We start from the raw sequence: 17665 nt of genomic DNA on the forward strand, positions 1-17665 counted from the left end.
GACTGGGTCGCCGATCAAGCCCTTCTTGTGAAGCCGATCCGTCGTTGCCCAGTCGAAGCCCTTCCAGGCACAACGCTCGTTATGCAGCGTCAGCCATAACAGCGCCAAAACGGCATCGTCGATCTTGTCCTCATCGATCTCCATGAACCGACGTTACCACGCGCGGCACCCAAAATCCCGCGGCCCCGCTCGGATGGATACGGTTCAGGCGCATTGGAAAGTCCCTTGGTTACAGGCGGATCGCCTGATGCGCTAAGCCGTCTCCAGGTGGAAGATCCGAGACCCACGTTGCGCGCATGCTCGTTCGAGAGGCTTTCTGGGCACCACACGAGACGGATCCCGCTCCATAGCACCTGCCGGCATGCGGTTCCTTGCCCTGCCGCAACGAGGCCGACCAACTGGCTCTCCGCTCCGGCACACTTGGGTGACCATGTTGAAGGGGACCACCCGTCTGGGCAAGCCTGCCATGCAGCGAATGCCGGTTAGGGCCTGAGGCGGAATAGGTGAATCGGGATTTTGAGTTGGTCTGGCCCGGTTTCGTTTCCGAGGCGCAGTTCATCGAGCGCCTCAAAAGACCTGGACGCGGTCGGGATGGTCTGTTTCAGTCGCCCGATGAGATTGGGCCGGGCCTGAGAAAATGATCAACATCGTCGCTATCAAGGAGCGCTTCGCGACTCTTGCGCCCTATCTCGACGAGCGTGCGCGTCGGTTGTTCGCGGCAACCGAGGCCCGTGCGGCGGGTCGGGGCGGCGGCGGCGTGGTGTCCGAGGCGGCCGGGGTCGCACGCACCACGATCGGGCGTGGTCTTGCGGAGCGAGAATGCCCGGCTGACACGCCGCGTTCGTTGTAATTCGGCCTGGAATCGAGACCCCATCCCTTGCCCGGCCTAAACTTCTGAGTAGCTTTCGGTTTTTGCTCAGATCGGGAGGGTCACGATCGGCGCCGACTGCGACCCTTCTGTTGTTGGCGTTTGTTTCGCATTCTCAACAGGTTGCGCTCGTTCTGACAGGGGTCAATGTTTCCGAGCGGATTTACAGGTCGCGCCAGGAATGGGCGCTCTCGCGCATTCCAACGGTAAAGCCCACCAACTCATTCTTGCCTTCCGGCGTCGCCCCGATGAGGACGAGGATGCACTGCGCCTCGTCTTCAAGCCGCGCTCCAGGTGGATGCGCACAGCCAACTTCGTCGCCATGCAGCTGGAATACCAACAAAGGACGATACGATGACCGTGCTGTGGCGGGACCGCACGTCTGCAGGATCCTTGCATTGGCGCAACATGACCTGGAGAACCTTTGACGCAACCCGGGGAGGCCGATCGCAATGCAGGATCGGCTCAGTCTGAGCTACGCCCTTCCAGAAGATCAGGCCGGTTGGCGAGCACCTGCGCCAGGAACTCGGTGAAAGGAGCCATCGCCACCCTCCCGCCTCCTTTGGCGGAGATCTTTCTTGAGGCGCTGAGACCGGATCAGGCTTGGCCTGTGTTCAGGTCAGGATAGGTTCAGACACTCCTGAGGAGAGGTCCATGGTGCAGGGTTGGAAGTTGATCGCATCAGCCTTCTTGAGCTTGGGTCTTAGTACTGCCGCCTGGGCTGCCGACCGATGGCTGGAAATTCCCCATCCTCCGCCGATGCCGGCCGCAACCGAGAGCGGCTACGCACCGGTCAACGGTATTCAGATGTACTATGCTGTCTACGGCAGCGGTCAGCCAGTCTTGCTCATCCATGGCGGGCTTGGTCATGCCGACATCTGGGCCAATCAGGTCATTGACCTGGCCAAGGACCATAAGGTGATCGTCGCGGACAGCCGCGGCCATGGTCGGTCGACCCGGACCGCCGAGCCCTATGGCTATGATCTCATGGCCTCGGACTATCTGGCCCTGCTCGATCACCTCAAGATCGACAAGGTTGCCCTCATCGGCTGGAGCGACGGCGGCATCATCGGCCTGGACATTGCGATGAAGCACCCCGAGCGGCTGAGCAAGCTGTTTGCCCATGCAGCCAATTCGACGGTAGAGGGTCTGACGCCGACGGTCAGCACGGATCCAGTGTTCAAGCGCTACATCGAGTGGATGGGAGAGGAGTACAAGCGTCTCTCCAAGACGCCCGGCCAGTACGATGCCTTTGTCGAGCAGATCGGGCATATGTGGGAGAGCCAGCCGTCCTGGACGACCGAGCAATTGGCGGCCATCCGGGTACCAACAGCCATCGTACTAGGCGATCACGACGAGGCGATCACCCGCGCTCACACCGAATATCTGGCCAAGACGATCCCGGGCGCCAGGCTGATTATCCTGCCGCAGGTCAGCCACATCGCCATGCTGCAGGACCCGGTGGGCTACACCAAAGCGATCCGAGAGCTTATCGACGCGCCGTGATGGCGATCCAGGATGCACATTGGCAGCATCGTTTTCTGGGCAAAGGTGGCCAGGGTCAGGCCTGAGGCGGCATAGCCCAGAACGTCGATCGAGCCCAGGATCATGATCGTTTCCCTGCCACGATGCGGACCATTGCGGTGTCGCGAACATCGTCGACAGCTAAAGCGTCTTCCATGAAGTTTTCGGATCTCTTTGATTGAATTGGGAGATCCGACGCGCCGGAGGATTCCATTTTGTAAGTCGGCGCGGAAATCCTGAACCCCTGCCAGAACCGATGCAAACAGCTAAACATTCGGACAATTTGCCAGAGTGAAGGGGGGGCACCATCGGCGCCGCTCGTGACACTCCTATTTGAGCAAAGACTGTAATCCACTCCGGTGGTTGTGTCTCACCAGTGGCGGGGCTCCAGTTCGGGGCCGAATGACACCTGGATTGGAACTTCCTGCTGACCCTCCGTGACGCAGGCTGCAGGGCAGCGGATCGTTGGGATCGTGAAGTTTGGAAAGGGCTCAGGGGTCCTTGCCAAAGTGCTCGGAGCTGGAAGCGGACAGTCGCAGGGGAGCTAAGGGGGATAGGGAACGCTATCCAGCACGCCGGCAATGATTTCCGATGTGGAAGGATTGCTGGCTTTGGGTTGATGAGCCTGCGTTTCCCAGAACGTCAGCACCCGGTCGATCTGCTCCATCGTCCCGCACTCGCCGATCAGGCACATCATGGGGCAGGGCAGGTAGCCCAGCCATGTGGCGTCCCCCAACAGGGTGCGTCCGCCGCTCAACCCCGGATCATACCCAGCGGCCCAGCGAAGGAACGCCTGATGCTGGTCGTGCATTGGGCCACCCGGATCGACCGCCACCCCAAACCGGGCCTGTTCGCGCCGCTGGAGTCGAGACAGCCTGACGTTGGTCGGCACGTACAGAAACACCACCAGATCGAGGTGCGGAAGCAACGGATCGCCCCAGCCGGCAACAGGTCCCGACAGCACCCAGCGGGGAGTGGAAGCCGCCGCCTCCGACAACATCCGCAACCGCTCCGGGGGCGCCCGCCTTCTCCGGAACGGCGGCGTGGTTGGCAACCAGTAGAAATCGTCCACGTCGAGGTGCTGGCATGCCAGCCGTCGCGCGAGCGTCCATGCCAGGGTTGTGGAACCGCAGCCCGCTGCTCCAAAAATGTGAACGCGCTCCAACGGTCGCATCGCTCACCTCTGCATTCCTGCCGCTCCGCTGAAACCAGTCGCCGCAATCGCGGTTCCCCTCCTCAACGTACGTTTGCTCAGGTGAGCACATCCCTGCCGACTTGGCTGAAAAAGAAGCAGCCGGAGGAACACATATGCCAGCTGATGCTCCCCGCAACCCGCGCCGGTGGGTTCAGGTTCGTCCGCCGGACCTTGCCGCCCTTATGATGGCTCGTGCCATGGCCGAGATGTTCCGGGATGAGCCTGACAGCCCTCTACCGGAGCCGTTGGCGGCCCTCTTGCGGCAGATGGAGCGCTGGAGGAAGGAACAGGGAAAACATGGCGGCTGATCAGGAATGTCGGCACCAACAAAGAACCTGAGCATCCGGCACTAACATATGGTAAGCCCATGCGACTTTCTTGATTGCTGTTGAGGGCAGGGCATTGGACTGTCCTATTACCCGGGCGATCCAGCCTCGCGTCAAATTGACCTTCGCCAAATCGAACCCTGCTGCGTTGAGTCCAGGCCAGCAGCCTGCAAGAATGACTCATCAGCAGGCCGAGTGCATCAAGTTGCTTCCGAAACCAGGGCAAGAAGAATCCCGGCTCAGAGCAAGTCCTTAGGGAAGAAGCGCCATCTTCGTTTTGAGGATGGACTATGTTGGACTACCGCGACCCGATATCGACGAAACCGGCAGGCTCGCATGCGCTGACCCTGCCGGATCAAGGGGTCAAAGCTCATCCAATCGCCAGTCATCCGCTGCACCATCAGCTGAACAATGAGGTGCATGCCAGACCTCCCACGCCGCTGGGCTCCCCTGAGCGGGTCTCGTATCTGGCGATCCATAGCGGTGAGCAGGGCGCAGCGGACGATCACGCCTGCCTCGTCAGGCTGTGCGAGCGCTATGGCATCACGCCACCGCAGGCTGGCGTGAACCACTTTTCGCAGGACTTCGGCCCCTTTCGCTTGAAATGGGAGCGCCACACTGAGTTCGTCACCTATACGTTTTTCGTGCAGGGTGGCACCTCTGAAGCACCCTTCAGCTCAACGGCGATCGACGTGGTTGCCCTCGACTGGCTATCCCAGTTGCCTGATCAAACGCTCGTGGCTGCCCATGTCGCCGTCCTGCCGAGCGAGGCGCCGGCTCCGACGGGCGATGAAGTGTCCTGTCATTTCTCAACCGACAGTGTCATCGGCAGCCTTGTGTCGGGCGGTGCCGCGACTGTTTTTACCAACTATCGCATCCACGCCGACGGCTTCTCCCGCATCCTGATTTATGACCACCGTCTCGGCCGGCGGCAGGCCGGCAGATTGGTCCAGCGGCTGCTTGAGGTCGAGGCCTACCGGATGATGGCGCTCCTGGCTCTGCCTGTGGCAAGCAGCATTGCTCCTGACATTGCCCATTGCGAGCGCAACCTCGCCGACATCACCGCTTCCATGACGCGATCCGACGGCGTCGAGCATGAGCGGCAATTGCTCGATCGCCTGATCCAGCTGGCAACCTCGATCGAGCGCATGTCGGCGGCGACCGGTTACCGCTTCCGTGCCGCCCGCGCCTACCACAACCTCGTCGAGCGACGCATTGCGGAGTTGCGGGAGGAGCGCATCCCCGGCCTGCAGACGATCGCCGAGTTCATGGATCGCCGCTTTCAGCCTGCGATGCGGACCTTGATCTCGACGGCCGAGAGGCTGGAGAGCCTGTCGCAGCGAACCACAAGAGCCAGCGACCTGTTGCGAACCGGAATCGACATCACCATGGCAGAGCAGCATCGTGATCTGCTCAGGTCTATGGACCAGCGGGCGCGCTTGCAGCTTCTCCTCAACGAGGCGGTCGAAGGCCTGTCGGTGGTGGTGATCACCTACTATGCCCTGGGTCTGATCGGCTATGGGCTGAAGTCCCTCAAGCCTGTCGATCTCGGCGTGGATCCTGATGTCGTCACGGGACTGGCCTTTCCCGTCGTGTTTGCTCTGGTGTGGCTGAATGTTCGACGTTTGAGAAAGAAGCTGCTGGATTGAAGGCAGCTGGAGCCAGGCTGAACTGGTAATCCAGCCTTATTCCAGTTTCGGTATGGCTCTTCCGCAAGCATCGTGCTGGTCACAGACCAAGGGCAGCTGGAGCTGCACCCCAAAGCCAGATGGGCCGGCCACGTTGCCGTGGTGGTTCTCCAGACGAACCGAGGGGAACCACAAAGGACGTCATGCCACCATACACAACAAAATAGCCCTGGCTTCTGAGACTGCGATCAGCCTCGTTCAGGGACGCAAGCCATTGGCGCAGGATCTTCATCATGACAGCCTCGATCAGGTCATGCGGTCCAAATGAAGCAAAATGCGTGCCAGATGCAGCTGGCCTAATGGAGCTGGCCAGATCATTAGGAGGCTGCGACAATTGTGCATTGCACAAATCACCTCCTCTCTCGTTTGTTTGCTAGATGCTGGAGAGAGCCGATGGACCGCAAGAAAACCGTTCCTGCCGCGTGGCGCTATCGGCGCACGCGCTACGATCCTCCGGGTCTCGACGAGGCCATTGCAGCCGCGCAGGGGCTGACGGACCAGGTCGAGAGCCAGACCGAGATCGCCGCTCAGTTGAGCGGCCTGCCCGACGATGAAGTCAGAAGCCGAGTGCTGATGATGCGAACTCAATCCAGTTGGAAAAGAACAGGAACTGTTCCAGGCCGACAGACTGAGATTGTGGTCGTCAAACGACGCGGCCTGCGTGCCACCTGAGTGTTCTCGTAACGAAACCTTCATGCTGGCCTGCCATTGCTGAACACGTTCGAAGAGCCGACCGAAGGAAAAGCCTGCAACAAAACGTCCTAGGGGAAATGCCAGAGGGCTCCACACCCACCAGAGGAGCCATCACATGGTCCTGTTTTCGCTTTGCAGACTTGCCTCCTTCGATCTCCCGCTTCTGTCCATCAACTTAGGGCCTCATCTGAGGCGGATCAGACACGCGTTCCTGCCGACCGAGGAAGAGCGTGACGCGGAACATCTCGCATCGGCCGCAGACCTCCATGAGCTGGAGTCTCGTATCCGGGAACTCGACCGATCGAAGCGGCGAAGACGTGGACCGTTTCACCATTTCTGATCAGCCCATCGAAGGCCTAACAAAAAATTCTGGCTCGCTGCTGTCGGACCTGAGCTGGCGGCTCCAATTCGGATTGAGGGGCGTGATGCAATCTGCGTTCACGGTTGGTCAGCTTGTACGCGTGAGAAAGAAAGCCGGACGTCTTTGTGAGGTGGTGCGCATTCTTCCTGTCACGGAAGGGGGCAGGCACTTGTACCTGATCAGGAGTGAACAAGGGGCTGAATTGATCGTGACACACCATGAACTGAGACGAGCGTAAGCCGGCTTGCGCGGGCAAGTGGCATCGAGAACGCAGGTAAAGTACCGAGGGACGGCAGCTCACATCATGCGCTGACAAACGAGGGAGCCACTCCCCGAAATGCGGATGGAGCGGGACCAGACTGAAGATCGTCTGCTCGGTCGGAATACCTTGCAGCACGAAATTGCCGAGAGGCCTTATCGTGCCAGCAGGAAAGAACGCTGCCATCTCTCGCGAGCACACAGCGCTCTGGTTCATGCTTTTGGCAACCGCTTCCAATCGGCTGATGAGATTGACTGTGGGGCCAACCACCATGAAATCCAGGCGATCTGCGCGGCCGATGTTGCCGTAAGTGACAGGGCCGATGTGCAGGCAGCCGATAAAGTTTCAATGATCAGATGCAAAGAGCGCCATTCGGGCGCTCTTCACTTCCATTGAAGCCCCGGGTAATCCCATGGCATTAGCTGTCGGAAAAAAGCCGACACTTAAGCCGCGCGATTAAGCCGCTGCGCGGATTTTTCCGCCTGCACAGTCACGGTGCGTGCGGCCTCGTCCGCCATCTGGATCGTAAGCTCGGCGATGCGCCGGCTGTTTTCCATCGTCTGCTCCAGATTGTCGCGCAGCAGCGAACTTTGCACCTCGACGACGTCCGTCATCGAGCGGCAGCGGGCGATGGCCTGCAGTCCGTCGAGGTTGCGTTGCAGCCGCTTCTGGCTGCGGTCGGCCACCTCACGCGAGACGTCCTGGAAGCCCCGCGCTAAAGCGGTACCGGACTGTGCGGCCGCCCGGAGATTGTTCGCCGATTCTTCGCTTAGTCCCAGGGTATCCCCCTCGGGGCGGCCAAAGATCTGCAGGCCTTGGCCGGAGGCGCGGCGGGTCAGCTCCGAGAACACGCCGAAGCTGCTCTCCACCGCTTCCTGCATGGCTTGCGCCATGGTCTGGGCACCTTCCACGCTGGCCCGCAGCGTGTCGGCCACGTCCTCGGTCACCCGCTGCACGGCTTCGCCCTGCTCACGGACCCGTCGGGTCTCGGCGCGCTTCATCTCATCAATGTTGGCCATCTCATCCTCCACTGTCTCGACCATGGCGTTGGCTTCCTCGTCGCTCAGCACCTCGAGCACCGCGGGAAGCAGTTCCTTCCTGTCGTCGCGGATGTGCTGCTGGAACAGCATCCGCAGCTCCGTCACCTGGCTGATGAACTCAGCACTGTTTTTGGGTAAGCGCTCCAAGTGGCCTAGGAGCGCGGCCATTTTCTCATTGCCGCTGAGGGCCCCCTGCAGGAGATCAACCCTTCTGTGCCGTCTCAGCACCGGAAAAAGGTGCTCTTCCTGAAGGGTAGCGAGGAGTTCCAGCTCCTCCTTCAAGTCGGCCAACAGCCGCTCGCGGCTTCTGATCGCATTGCTGGATGTGGCGAGGAGCTTCTCGAAGAGCTCGTTCGCCTTGTCCGGGGGGACTCGGCTGAATCGTCCATTTGTCGTCATCGTCCCTCGCAAGTTCCGGAAAGAGACGGTCGCAAGCACGGCAGCTTGGACCATGTCCTGTGACACTGGTATGTCGGCTGAACCAAAGCGTGACGCAGAACTCAGGATTGGCGCGGCAAGACTCCACGGCCGCCGACGTCATCTGGCGTTGACGCGCTACTGAAATTCGAGGGCGTGCATCCCTAACTGATGGCCGCTCGCAGGACGACCCGTTCTTGGTCTTGTTAAGACAGGTTAAGTCCGCGATGATGCCCTGGGTTCCAGGCGCTGTCAGATTTGAGCTGTCGTCGATCGGAAGCCCGTTGGAGAGCATGAGGAAGCGGGGGCAGTTAGGAGGCTGCCCGTCTGTGGCCCCTGTCATTGTCGTTCATCATGCCGGGGTACCAGTGCTCGAATGCGGCACGTAGCGAACCATCCAGGGATCTTGTCCGCGTCTGCAGGAGCAGATGAGCCCCGCGCGGGCTCCACTGCATCTGTTGCTTTTTGGAAAATCGTTTGCTGATCATGGCATTCCCCGTTGCCTCGACAAAGGCCGAGGAAATCCGCTCGCCAGACCGGTAGCGCTCGCCATAGTTGATCAGGCTGGCCTCGTTGCTGGCGATGTAGACTTGGAACTCCCGCATGGCGGTCCTGAACTTGCGCAGGTTGGGATAGCGACTGTCGAGAGCTTCGAAATCGAGGAGCAAATCATCAATCGATTCACGGGCTCGATAGGTGTTGCCATGCCAGAGAAACCACTTGGGCGCAGCTCATCGAGAGCCGCCATTCCGGCACCCTTATCATGGTGCACCAGGCCCTGAGCAAACTGGCGCAGAACCGTGATCCGCATCGTGATGTGAAACCAGTCGAGCACATGCTCACTGCACGGACTAATTGATCCCTGGCCCACTGATGGCGGAGTTCCGCGACGAGGCGCAGAGGCACTCCGAGCACCCGACCAGTCGCGTGGCGGCAGCAGCGATCGTTGCTCGTTGGATCGCGGCCGCAGGGTTCTCTCTCTGGGCGCTGTGGCCCACCCCCGTCCCATAAAGGATTATCGGAATGACGCGGACGATCTTCTTACTCGCGAAGAAACGGCTTCCATCCGCGGATTTGTCTGTCGGAGTCAACGCGTGGGGACTACCAAGGAGCCGCCAGGAGCCGACACCTGCATGAGGATTGACAGTCCAAAACCCTACAGGCAGCGGGAGAACGGGTGGCTTCTCGTCCTCAACTAACCAGAGGATCCCAGGCGTGCCGTCGCGCGGTGCAGAGCCGATCGGCGACCAGCCCCGCTTGTCCTCTCAATCGTCATGGCAGGCCGGATCCCCAGCGTGACTGTCACGTTTATATGACGCCTATGGATCTACCGATCGGGAAGATGGATGAGTGATCCCGTTTCTGAACTCCGTGTCCAGACCAAAGACATTCGGACCGAGAGCGACCGGTTCGAAGGACAGGCTGCCATCGTCCTGGCTCTCGCTCTGACGCTCTCCGTCCTGAGCTATGTGATCCTGATGCAGGCGCTGCTCTGAGATGCTCGCCTTGAGCGCTCCATGAACAGACTTCTCGGAAATCGGATGCTTGGGTTCGCTTGCCCAGAAGGCGCCCTGGTGAAAAACGTAACGAGAGCTTCAGCCAGGGCGCCGGTGGCCTAAGGGGCTAAGCCACAGTGGATAGGCTACGGTGTTCTGTGGGAACCACAACGGAGCATACGGGGTGGGTCTTTAATCCTGACGGCTCGCGCTCCGCATCAGGAGTAGCTCCATCATAGACGCTCTAACCCGAGGGGTCCGAGCGGACCTCCGGCTTAGGGCGCCAACAGCCCCAACGGGAGAGATCGAGCCAACCCCGCATCGGTCGAGCCGATACGCAACGCGCACGGTGCAGCTGTCTTGAAACGACCAAAGTTAATATTCCGGGGCAGCCGGAACTTCGCGAACATGTTCATTCCATGAGCGGCCTTATGCGTCGCTTCTCGCGGGTGATCCGGGTAAGGGGCGATGAGGCTGTTTCGGGAAGGTCAGCCTGACCCGGACGGTTCTCCGGGCGGCGCAGTGGTCAAGTCGGTCGTTGATGAGCTGAGCGATCTCTCGGTCCATGCCTGGGATCTGCTCCAGCCGGGCAGCGATGGTCTTGAGCTGTTTGAGGCTGGTAATCTGCGCATCCTCCAACGCTTTCCAAGCGCTGACGGGCAGGAGCAGACCACCGAAGGGATCAGCAGGGTGCTGAGGCGGGGTGCGGGACATCCGACACACCTCTTGGCTTGTGAAGCAGGGGCTGCGGCGCGGGGCCACCAGTCTACAACGGCTCAGGGCATATTTTCATTCCCACTAAGCCACCAAGGTCTCAGCCTGATGACAGTACAGATCCCGATATCCCTCCGCCGCGTCGCCTGCAACCAATCCAACTCCTGCTCCTTGGTGCCGATCCGGCCGCTTTCCCGGAACGCGGTTGTGACTCTGGAAGCCTACTTCCGATCTTTGGGTGAGCGCTCCCCTCTGCTCATGGTCACTTTTGCGGCAGCCTTAATCTCCCTGAGGAGCGGCTTGGGCATCATGGCCTCATTGCCGTAGTAGATCCAATCCAGCGAGACCTCCCACTTCTCAACCAGCCGGAGAGCAATGTCGACCAGGATGCGGCTGGTGCCGACCTCATAGTTGGCCCAGCGCGGTCCGGTGATGTTCAGGCTCGCGGCCAGTTGTCTCTGGGTCAGACCCAGAGCATGGCGCAGGTTGCTGAGCCGCCTCCCGACAGCGACGTTGCGGCAGGCATCTGGGAAGCTGGATGCGTCTGGATCCCACTGGAGCATGCCACGAGATTATAGCCTCGCAGCAGAGAAGGGATCCCTTACTTAGGATGAGCTTCCTTGTGAGTACCTTCCTCGAATGGCTCAGGGGGCTAGGCAACGGCTTGCTGTTGTGCGGGTGCTTGGTCTGGTTTCGGCTCTGCTCAAGCAACCAGATCTTTTGAGAGCCTTCTCCTCAGCGCTTCATCTGATTTAACCGAAGTATAAATAAAGCAGCGAAGAGTCGCATCTTTAGTTAAACTGTATACGATGCGACCCTTCGCTGTAATAGCCGTAGTTGCCCCTACGGGTCAATTTCAGGCGTCAGTACAATTGATTGATTCTAAAATTTCTTGAGCGCCTGTAGTCTCAGTAAAGTGATTTGCCTGAGAGATCAACAGTGAATTGCTGATAGGAATACGCACTTAATAGACTGACTGTTGTGCTGGCAAAACGCCATAAGTCCTAGTAAGTATTTACCTCCTTCGGGAATTCACACCTACTTTGATCCAGCGGCGCCATAACCCAGGAGTACTACGTGCGGCACAGCGGGACAGAACACCGCACCTTATGTATCATTATAACATAATGATGCCTTTAGATTGCGAATGCACCAAGCTTCACCGGCACCCTTTTCTGCCCCTACGGGTCCGGGTCCTGAGCGCCCGTTGGAACCAGCGGGCGCTCCTTTTAGATTATCGAGCAATCGGCATCGCAGCCCAGGATCCCCTTTTTCGCTTAGCCCGGGCGACGGCAGTGTCTGGCCGGCCTCAGTCTCGTCGGCGAAGACCTCAGCCATCTCCCGCCCGTTTGTGCCGATTCGGCCCAGCACTGCACCAGGCGGATGGTCCCAAACAGATCCCGCTCGATCACGAGCCGTCGAAGTGTCATTCGGCTTCGAACCCAGACCCCGACTGATGCTCGGCGCAAACCTCTGAGGAGCTTGCGGTCTTTACTCAGAGTGAGAGGGTCACGACCGGCGCCGGCTGTGACCCCTCTGGTATCGGTGTTTGTTACGAATGTTCAGCCGATTGCGCCTGTTCTGACAGGGGTCAACGTTTCCGCGCCAATTTACAACACTGAACCAAAATCCCGGAAGGTCCCCAAATGGCACGTCCTAGAAGGAGCTTGAACGTCCGCTCAAGACCGGGAGACAAGACCTTCCGGAGGCAGCAGATGCTGGGCATGGAATCCCAGAGCCAACTTTAGCGAGGCAGTTGTCCATTGTTCTGCTTCTGCTGCATTCGGGCTCGACAGATTTGACGAATGCTTGAGGCAGCGGATGGCAATTCAGCGGATCATGCGGGTAGCGGGCTGTCGGTCGAACATCCGGCTTGAGGGAAACAACCGACCGAGGAGGGATGCCTCAGGGGCAGAAGTAGCCCCGCGCACTGTCCGAAATGCATCGCGCCCCGTTCGGGAGAATGATTCCGCCTGCTCCGTCGGGTGGAATATAGGCTCCGGTGGAGATCGTGAACCCGCCATTGGGATCGGCAGGCACCGTTGAGCCGTCCGGCAGAGTGAACCTGCCATCCCTGTAAGTGATGTGCCGGGTGTATCCTGGCGGAAGGGCCACCGGGGGCACGGGAGGTGCTGCTTGTGTCGACCCGAGATTGGCTGGCGGAACGGGCTGGGATGGCGGCTCCCTTGACGAAACGCAGCCTGACAGGACAATGCCTGTCAGCAGGATTGCCGGCACTCGCATCGAATTCCTCCGCTCGCTCAGCGTTCGCCTCCATGCCAAAGATAGCTGAGCGGATCCCGATCTGACGCAGAAAATAATCTGCTCCCATTTTGACATCGATGCCTGTCGCTTGCCTGGCGTTGAAATCGTCCCGCCAGCGTTCGAGGGCACCCTGGATCGTGTCCGCCGGATCCTCGGCCGCCGACCGGCCGTTGCCATCCGCCAGGGCGACCATGCCCAAGTGTGCTGCCGCCAAGATCCCGCAGTGTGCTCCCGTTGTGCGGTTGCGTCGTCGAGGCATCGGTCAAGAGATCGTACCCCATTTGTGATCCGCCATGACGTGGTTTCCGGCCATGCGAGCGTTATTGTTGGTTTGAGTGCATCGCACGCTTCTCGGTAAGCCTCCGATGAGGATCGCCAAGGTGACTTCAGCGCGTCTCGCAGTCTTCCTGACCGCCGGCGCGGCGCTGTTCGGCGACCCTGCTGAAGCCGCGCGACTTCATTGCACCACGCTCTCACATGTCACATCCAACGCCGAGGGGAGGATCCAAGAGGCCGATCCGGCCGAGCCGTTTGCCATGTCCTGGCAGACCTTCGACTTCGACACCTCGACCCTGACCCTCACCAATGCGCTCCCTGATGGCGCAACATTCTCGCAGAAACTGCAGAAAGGGCTTCTCAGCACGAGCGAGTTCGTCGGCTTCTTCCGGATCGGCGCCTCGCCCATCGGGATGCTCCACATCAGCCTGTCGAGCACACCCATGACCTTCAGCCTCTACCGGATCCGGGACTTTCTGTCTGGTGTGTGCCAGCCGCTCGAAGAACAACCGAGCGATCCAGACAATACTGTGCGCTGAGCACGGCATTATCGCGGGCGAGTTCGGCAAGAACGGCAGCTTGATAGCCCAGGCCGGTGCCAACCTCAAGCACGGCCTCACGGGGCTGTGGATCGAGCAGGTCCGTCATGAGAGCGCAGATGAACGGTTGGGACACCGTTTTGTCGAAGCCGATCGGCAGAGGCGTGTCGTGGTAGGCCATGGCCGCAAGCTCCGGCGGCACGAAGAGGTGGCGCCGCACCCGCCGCATGGCTTCGAGAACCCGCTCCCCAAGGGTAGCCTTGCCGATCTCCTCGCTCATGAGGTCAGCCTGAAGCGCGATCACCTCCACCATGTGCCGGCGCAGGATGGCGAGGTGCGCTTCCGTCATCGGCTTCATGTCGGCAGATCCTCAATTGAGCTGACCCGAACGAGGCATGCCATCTTACGCTGATTGAGGGCAGGCGCTAATCCTGTTCTGCAGCCTGGGACCGCGTGTGTTTCAGACGAACCGGGCCAGTCAGTGGGGTTCTTGTGGGGCCGCTGTTCCGATGAAGGTGATATCGATCCTAAGCCCAACGAAAGAGCGTCTGGTTTACAATCTGCATTGGCCTCCTCCCGCACCGTGCCGCGCGGCTTGGTGCTGCCAGGGGCGCGAGGCTGTTCATTCGGCTCCCTATGAGCGGGCGAGCTGGATTACTTCCGTGACGTTGCCCTGCCGCAGGGCCTCGATCGGCGAGGCACCACCGAGAGCAGGATCCGGGGTGACAAGCCACTCAAGACGCATCCAGGGCGAGCGGATCGGCATGGAGCGGAGCACCTCGGACAGGCCCGCCACCATGCCTCCGATCTCAAACTGACACGCGGGATAGGCGGTGCCGCCCGGCAGGGGCAGGGCAATGACCACGCTCTCGGCGGCCAGCTCCTGCAGCGTGACGACATCCGTGCCGAGCATACGGGCCGCTTCGGATGCACTGAGGGTGCCATCCGCTCTGCGGAGAAGGTCGGCTTTGATGTCTTCCGTCCTCACGCCCGTGCTCCTTATAGGCACAGGGAGGATACCACGAGCCGGGACGCGTGAGGACTGGTGCGGCATGCCCGCCGAACCAGTCCTCACCGGGTGGGCCAGTCATCGTGTAGCGATAGCCGTCGTTGGAAACCTGCGAACTCAGCGGAGGTGCGCCAGGATGATACGCGTGCACTGGAGCACATCTCAGAAGTACGTCGAATTTCAGCATTGGCGCCGCGAGCGGACGCTCACACGGTCACGCTTAAAGGCTGTCCTTGACCCACTCCGGACCATCCTGAGGTTGAGACACGTGGCTGACGGAGCGATTGACCCCATTGGCTCTCAATTCCATAAGCCCGTTCCGCGACACCGCTCGACCTGCTCGTCAAATCAAGCACTCGCATTCGAAACGGGGCGGCGGAACATGCGCGCTTGCCCCCGGCTTCGCTCTTTGAGAAATGATGGCTGCCTTGGGTGGGCAGCCCTGCAGGCCAGTCCGTCTCGCGATGTTACAGGCCGAAGCAAGGCCAGCCGAACACCGAGCGAATGCAGGGCGATCCACCGCGCCTGCTACCAGCGGATGTGACGCTCACTCCGCCCTGAGGCCCTCTTGGCATTCGGTGATCCCGCACGACCGGAATAGTGCGATGGTCTCGGATAACGGGTTCTGCCCGACGATCTCGGACGATCACGGGCGCGCGATGATCGCGGACCACGGGTGGCATGCGATGATCGCGAACCACGAAGCCGCTGCCATCGTAGCCGCGGTCACGTGCTGCGGCTCCGTGGTGTGTGGCAACGAAAACCAGACAGGCGGAGAGCGCGATGGCAACGCGGGTCAATGTCGTGATACCAGCATTCATGGGAGGGCTCCTCTTCTGCAAGTGAGGAGCTTACGACGCGCACCATCCAGGATCTGTGAGCGAGATCACAGGCGGAATGTTTCCGCCTTTGCTGCCTGCATCAGGGCACATAGACGATGGGCGTCGAAGTCGGATCGGAGAGGGCCACAACTCGTCTGTGCGTCTGGAATGTCTCGTTCTGTCACTTCTCGGAAGTAGCCTCATGGTCGGGTTGTACGGGCAAAGCAGACGTTCCTGGAGGGCAAAGATCTCCTCGCCGCCGGATTTCTTGCTGGGTATAAACAACCACCTTGGTGCTGTTCGACCGCCTTGACACGCCAAAGCACTGCTCAGACGTTTGCTCGATGATCCTTGGTTCGGATGCAAACATCCGGAAGCTTCCCGTCAACGTTTGACGAGTGTCAGTTCTGGAGCATCACGAGTTCCACCCGATCCGCCAGAAACTTGGTTCTGATAAACTGCACCGGCACTCCTTCGAGGTCCACATCGATTGCCTTACTGATCAGGACGATGGCATCGGCTGCGCAACTCATCAGCTCGGCGTCCTTAGCGGACACGCGCTCTGCTGTCAGGCGGGTCTCCCGGCGGCGATAGTCGACAACCCCTTCGCGCCGCAGAGCTTCGGTGATGGAACCGGTCTCGGCATAGGCCTCTATGATTCCGGGAAAACGCTCAGCCGAAAAGTATGATGTCGAGCGCGAGAGCGGAATGCCATTGGCCACCGAGAGGCTGTCAAGACGGTGAAGTCGCGTGCCGACACGGCATTCCAGCAAGGCTGCCATCCTCGAATCCGACAAGACGTAGTCGGATTTGATGAGCCGGCCTGAGGGCTCCAGGGACTGCTTCAGCATATTTTCGGAAAAGCGCGTCCGAGAGCCGATAGGATAAACGATCCGCTGCGGCTTGTTGTTCACGAAGGTGCCGCGCCCACGCTCGACGCGCAGCAATCCGTCCGCCGTCAAAGATGCGATGGCGCGACGAACCGTATGGCGATTGACCCCATAATGGGCTGCCAGTTCGAACTCGGATGGCAGGGAATCCGAAATGATTCCGTCGCCGATATTGCTGCGGATGTCGTCGGCCACCCGCCGCCAGCGCGTGATGCCCTCTCCGTCTGGACTCATCGGTCCTGCCTTTCGCAAAACGTCATCAGGTTGTCACGGTCCGTACGGTAAATCATAGACATGAACGGTTGTCTAGACCAATAGACCAGTGAGTTACCGAATGCACTCATACGATGAAGCCCGAAAACGGAGGCTAGACGCTCTGGCCTCCAGCGACCCGGCGACCTTAGACGCGCGATACACGGCGCTCGAGCCCTCCGCCCCTGCGGCAACCCCCATCCGTGGTCCCGAAATCGGCATGGTCATGCTTCGGGGTCGGGCCGGTGGCGGTGGCGCGCTCTTCAACCTCGGCGAGGCCACGGTCTCCCGAGCCACCGTGAAGCTCGCAACCGGCGAGGTCGGTCACGCGATTGTTCTCGGCCGCCACCCGCAGAAGGCAAGCATCGTCGCGCATCTCGATGCGCTCTCGCAACTTCCGGAGTGGGTCCAAGTGATTGAAACCGACTTCGTAGCGCCAGCGCTGGCGGAACAAGACGCAGCGCGGATACGGCAGGCCGAAGAGACAGAAGCCACGCGCGTCGACTTCTTCACCATGGCTCGCGGAGAGGACTGATGGCTGGTACAGCTCTGTTGGATGGCGGGTTCACGGCTCCCGTCTTCCAATCGCAGGCCGCATTCCGGCTGGTGATGGATGCGATGGCTCAGCCGGGCCGCATCGTAGATCTGGGCCATTCAGTCCAAGCGCCTGCGCCGCTTGAGCCTGCAGCAGCGGCCTTCCTAGCCGTTCCTATTCACCAGAGTTTGTTTCGGGGCCTATTTGGTAGCGCGGGCGTGCCGATCCGCTGCGTTTCTTTCACCGCGGCAAGGTCTGGAACGTGGGGAACGCGTTGGCAGGGACGGGATGGGATGACCGGGGCGATGGCAGCCCCGGCGCTCAGGGCGAGGCCGCCCGGGGCTGGGGTGCCAGAGCGCTCGCAAGACGGCGGACGAGATCCGCTTCCGGACAGCACGAGGCAAAGGCCAGTCGGATGCGGCTGGTGGTTTCCTGCACCCGCACGGCGATCTTGAGCAGGCGCAACCGCAGCGTTGCGAACTCCGCCCGGGCGAGAT

18 protein-coding genes and 3 pseudogenes are annotated in these 17665 nt (G+C 60.4%); 10 read left to right on the forward strand and 11 right to left on the reverse strand.

Annotated elements, in window-relative coordinates:
- Positions 1-144, reverse strand: a 144-nt coding sequence (locus FS320_RS48225) for a DUF6429 family protein (protein WP_244626992.1), incomplete at its 3' end; no start/stop codon positions are given.
- A 493-nt stretch (positions 145-637) separates the two neighbouring features.
- On the opposite strand from FS320_RS48225, the gene FS320_RS24495 reads away from it, so the two are divergent.
- Together FS320_RS24495 and FS320_RS24505 are read left to right on the forward strand one after the other, a co-directional pair.
- Complete coding sequence (locus FS320_RS24495) at positions 638-850, forward strand: hypothetical protein (protein ID WP_152714533.1); 213 nt, start codon at positions 638-640, stop codon at positions 848-850.
- A 672-nt stretch (positions 851-1522) separates the two neighbouring features.
- Positions 1523-2374 carry an alpha/beta fold hydrolase gene (locus tag FS320_RS24505; RefSeq protein ID WP_152714535.1) on the forward strand — a complete coding sequence of 284 codons (852 nt, stop codon included), beginning with the start codon at positions 1523-1525 and terminating at the stop codon, positions 2372-2374.
- Between the two features lie 562 nt (positions 2375-2936).
- Here FS320_RS24505 and FS320_RS24510 read toward each other — a convergent pair.
- Positions 2937-3566: a P-loop NTPase family protein gene (locus tag FS320_RS24510; RefSeq protein WP_152714536.1), complete on the reverse strand. Its 630-nt coding sequence runs from the start codon at positions 3564-3566 to the stop codon at positions 2937-2939.
- A gap of 134 nt (positions 3567-3700) precedes the next feature.
- On the opposite strand from FS320_RS24510, the gene FS320_RS24515 reads away from it, so the two are divergent.
- From FS320_RS24515 to FS320_RS46125, 4 genes are all read left to right on the forward strand, one after another.
- Positions 3701-3895, forward strand: a complete 195-nt coding sequence (locus tag FS320_RS24515) for a hypothetical protein (RefSeq protein ID WP_152714537.1) — start codon at positions 3701-3703, stop codon at positions 3893-3895.
- 308 nt (positions 3896-4203) lie between these two features.
- Positions 4204-5562 carry a DUF3422 family protein gene (locus FS320_RS24520; protein ID WP_152714538.1) on the forward strand — a complete coding sequence of 453 codons (1359 nt, stop codon included), beginning with the start codon at positions 4204-4206 and terminating at the stop codon, positions 5560-5562.
- Between the two features lie 432 nt (positions 5563-5994).
- Entirely contained in the window at positions 5995-6273 is a 279-nt protein-coding gene (locus FS320_RS24525) for a hypothetical protein (RefSeq protein WP_152714539.1), read from the forward strand.
- Positions 6274-6998: 725 nt separating this feature from the next.
- Complete coding sequence (locus FS320_RS46125; protein ID WP_162003211.1) at positions 6999-7310, forward strand: hypothetical protein; 312 nt, start codon at positions 6999-7001, stop codon at positions 7308-7310.
- Positions 7311-7357: 47 nt separating this feature from the next.
- Here the strand turns inward: FS320_RS46125 and FS320_RS24540 are convergent, their stop codons facing one another.
- Both FS320_RS24540 and FS320_RS24545 read right to left on the reverse strand, forming a co-directional pair.
- Positions 7358-8392 (reverse strand): phasin family protein, encoded by a 1035-nt coding sequence (locus FS320_RS24540; protein WP_210252217.1) that lies wholly within the window; start codon positions 8390-8392, stop codon positions 7358-7360.
- 290 nt (positions 8393-8682) lie between these two features.
- Positions 8683-9227, reverse strand: a pseudogene (locus FS320_RS24545) (ISKra4 family transposase); the annotation flags it as partial.
- A 490-nt stretch (positions 9228-9717) separates the two neighbouring features.
- On the opposite strand from FS320_RS24545, the gene FS320_RS45265 reads away from it, so the two are divergent.
- The gene (locus FS320_RS45265; RefSeq protein WP_153885326.1) at positions 9718-9867 is read left to right on the forward strand and encodes a hypothetical protein; all 150 of its coding nucleotides are present in this window, start codon (positions 9718-9720) and stop codon (positions 9865-9867) included.
- 429 nt (positions 9868-10296) lie between these two features.
- On the opposite strand, the gene FS320_RS24550 is transcribed toward FS320_RS45265, so the two are convergent.
- Both FS320_RS24550 and FS320_RS24555 read right to left on the reverse strand, forming a co-directional pair.
- Positions 10297-10581, reverse strand: coding sequence for a hypothetical protein (locus tag FS320_RS24550; RefSeq protein WP_152714542.1), 285 nt, complete (start codon positions 10579-10581; stop codon positions 10297-10299).
- A gap of 221 nt (positions 10582-10802) precedes the next feature.
- Positions 10803-11144 (reverse strand): helix-turn-helix domain-containing protein, encoded by a 342-nt coding sequence (locus FS320_RS24555; RefSeq protein ID WP_152714543.1) that lies wholly within the window; start codon positions 11142-11144, stop codon positions 10803-10805.
- Between the two features lie 2082 nt (positions 11145-13226).
- Here FS320_RS24555 and FS320_RS24560 point away from each other — a divergent pair.
- Positions 13227-13661: a hypothetical protein gene (locus FS320_RS24560; RefSeq protein ID WP_152714544.1), complete on the forward strand. Its 435-nt coding sequence runs from the start codon at positions 13227-13229 to the stop codon at positions 13659-13661.
- Between the two features lie 16 nt (positions 13662-13677).
- Here the strand turns inward: FS320_RS24560 and FS320_RS24565 are convergent.
- The 4 genes and pseudogenes from FS320_RS24565 to phnF form a co-directional block, all read right to left on the reverse strand.
- A pseudogene (locus FS320_RS24565) lies at positions 13678-14019 on the reverse strand (protein-L-isoaspartate O-methyltransferase family protein); the annotation flags it as partial.
- A gap of 276 nt (positions 14020-14295) precedes the next feature.
- A complete protein-coding gene (locus FS320_RS50275) occupies positions 14296-14649 on the reverse strand; it encodes an Rv2175c family DNA-binding protein (RefSeq protein ID WP_152714546.1) in 354 nt (117 codons plus the stop codon).
- A 488-nt stretch (positions 14650-15137) separates the two neighbouring features.
- Positions 15138-15491, reverse strand: coding sequence for a hypothetical protein (locus FS320_RS46130; protein WP_192926330.1), 354 nt, complete (start codon positions 15489-15491; stop codon positions 15138-15140).
- Between the two features lie 401 nt (positions 15492-15892).
- Positions 15893-16615, reverse strand: a complete 723-nt coding sequence (gene phnF / locus FS320_RS24580; protein WP_152714547.1) for a phosphonate metabolism transcriptional regulator PhnF — start codon at positions 16613-16615, stop codon at positions 15893-15895.
- Between the two features lie 100 nt (positions 16616-16715).
- Here phnF and phnG point away from each other — a divergent pair, with 100 nt between their 5' ends.
- Positions 16716-17168 carry a phosphonate C-P lyase system protein PhnG gene (gene phnG, locus FS320_RS24585; RefSeq protein WP_152714548.1) on the forward strand — a complete coding sequence of 151 codons (453 nt, stop codon included), beginning with the start codon at positions 16716-16718 and terminating at the stop codon, positions 17166-17168.
- Positions 17168-17326, forward strand: a pseudogene (locus FS320_RS49850) (phosphonate C-P lyase system protein PhnH); the annotation flags it as partial. The gene phnG and the pseudogene FS320_RS49850, both read left to right, overlap by 1 nt.
- Positions 17327-17489: 163 nt before the next feature.
- On the opposite strand, the gene FS320_RS24595 reads toward FS320_RS49850, so the two are convergent.
- A partial coding sequence (locus FS320_RS24595; RefSeq protein WP_192926244.1) for a transposase occupies positions 17490-17665 on the reverse strand: 176 nt, incomplete at its 5' end.

Origin of the sequence: Microvirga tunisiensis, from assembly GCF_009296175.1 — a bacterium.
Classification (GTDB): Bacteria; Pseudomonadota; Alphaproteobacteria; order Rhizobiales; family Beijerinckiaceae; genus Microvirga; species Microvirga tunisiensis.

Coding starts and splice junctions, on each gene's coding strand:
- FS320_RS24515 (WP_152714537.1), top strand. CDS start 3,701: ATGCCAGCTGATGCTCCCCGCAACCCGCGCCGGTGGGTTCAGGTTCGT.
- FS320_RS46125 (WP_162003211.1), top strand. CDS start 6,999: ATGGAGCGGGACCAGACTGAAGATCGTCTGCTCGGTCGGAATACCTTG.
- FS320_RS24505 (WP_152714535.1), top strand. CDS start 1,523: ATGGTGCAGGGTTGGAAGTTGATCGCATCAGCCTTCTTGAGCTTGGGT.
- FS320_RS24555 (WP_152714543.1), bottom strand. CDS start 11,144: ATGCTCCAGTGGGATCCAGACGCATCCAGCTTCCCAGATGCCTGCCGC.
- FS320_RS24525 (WP_152714539.1), top strand. CDS start 5,995: ATGGACCGCAAGAAAACCGTTCCTGCCGCGTGGCGCTATCGGCGCACG.
- phnF (WP_152714547.1), bottom strand. CDS start 16,615: ATGAGTCCAGACGGAGAGGGCATCACGCGCTGGCGGCGGGTGGCCGAC.
- FS320_RS24510 (WP_152714536.1), bottom strand. CDS start 3,566: ATGCGACCGTTGGAGCGCGTTCACATTTTTGGAGCAGCGGGCTGCGGT.
- FS320_RS24495 (WP_152714533.1), top strand. CDS start 638: ATGATCAACATCGTCGCTATCAAGGAGCGCTTCGCGACTCTTGCGCCC.
- FS320_RS24550 (WP_152714542.1), bottom strand. CDS start 10,581: ATGTCCCGCACCCCGCCTCAGCACCCTGCTGATCCCTTCGGTGGTCTG.
- FS320_RS46130 (WP_192926330.1), bottom strand. CDS start 15,491: ATGAATGCTGGTATCACGACATTGACCCGCGTTGCCATCGCGCTCTCC.
- phnG (WP_152714548.1), top strand. CDS start 16,716: ATGCACTCATACGATGAAGCCCGAAAACGGAGGCTAGACGCTCTGGCC.
- FS320_RS24520 (WP_152714538.1), top strand. CDS start 4,204: ATGTTGGACTACCGCGACCCGATATCGACGAAACCGGCAGGCTCGCAT.
- FS320_RS45265 (WP_153885326.1), top strand. CDS start 9,718: ATGAGTGATCCCGTTTCTGAACTCCGTGTCCAGACCAAAGACATTCGG.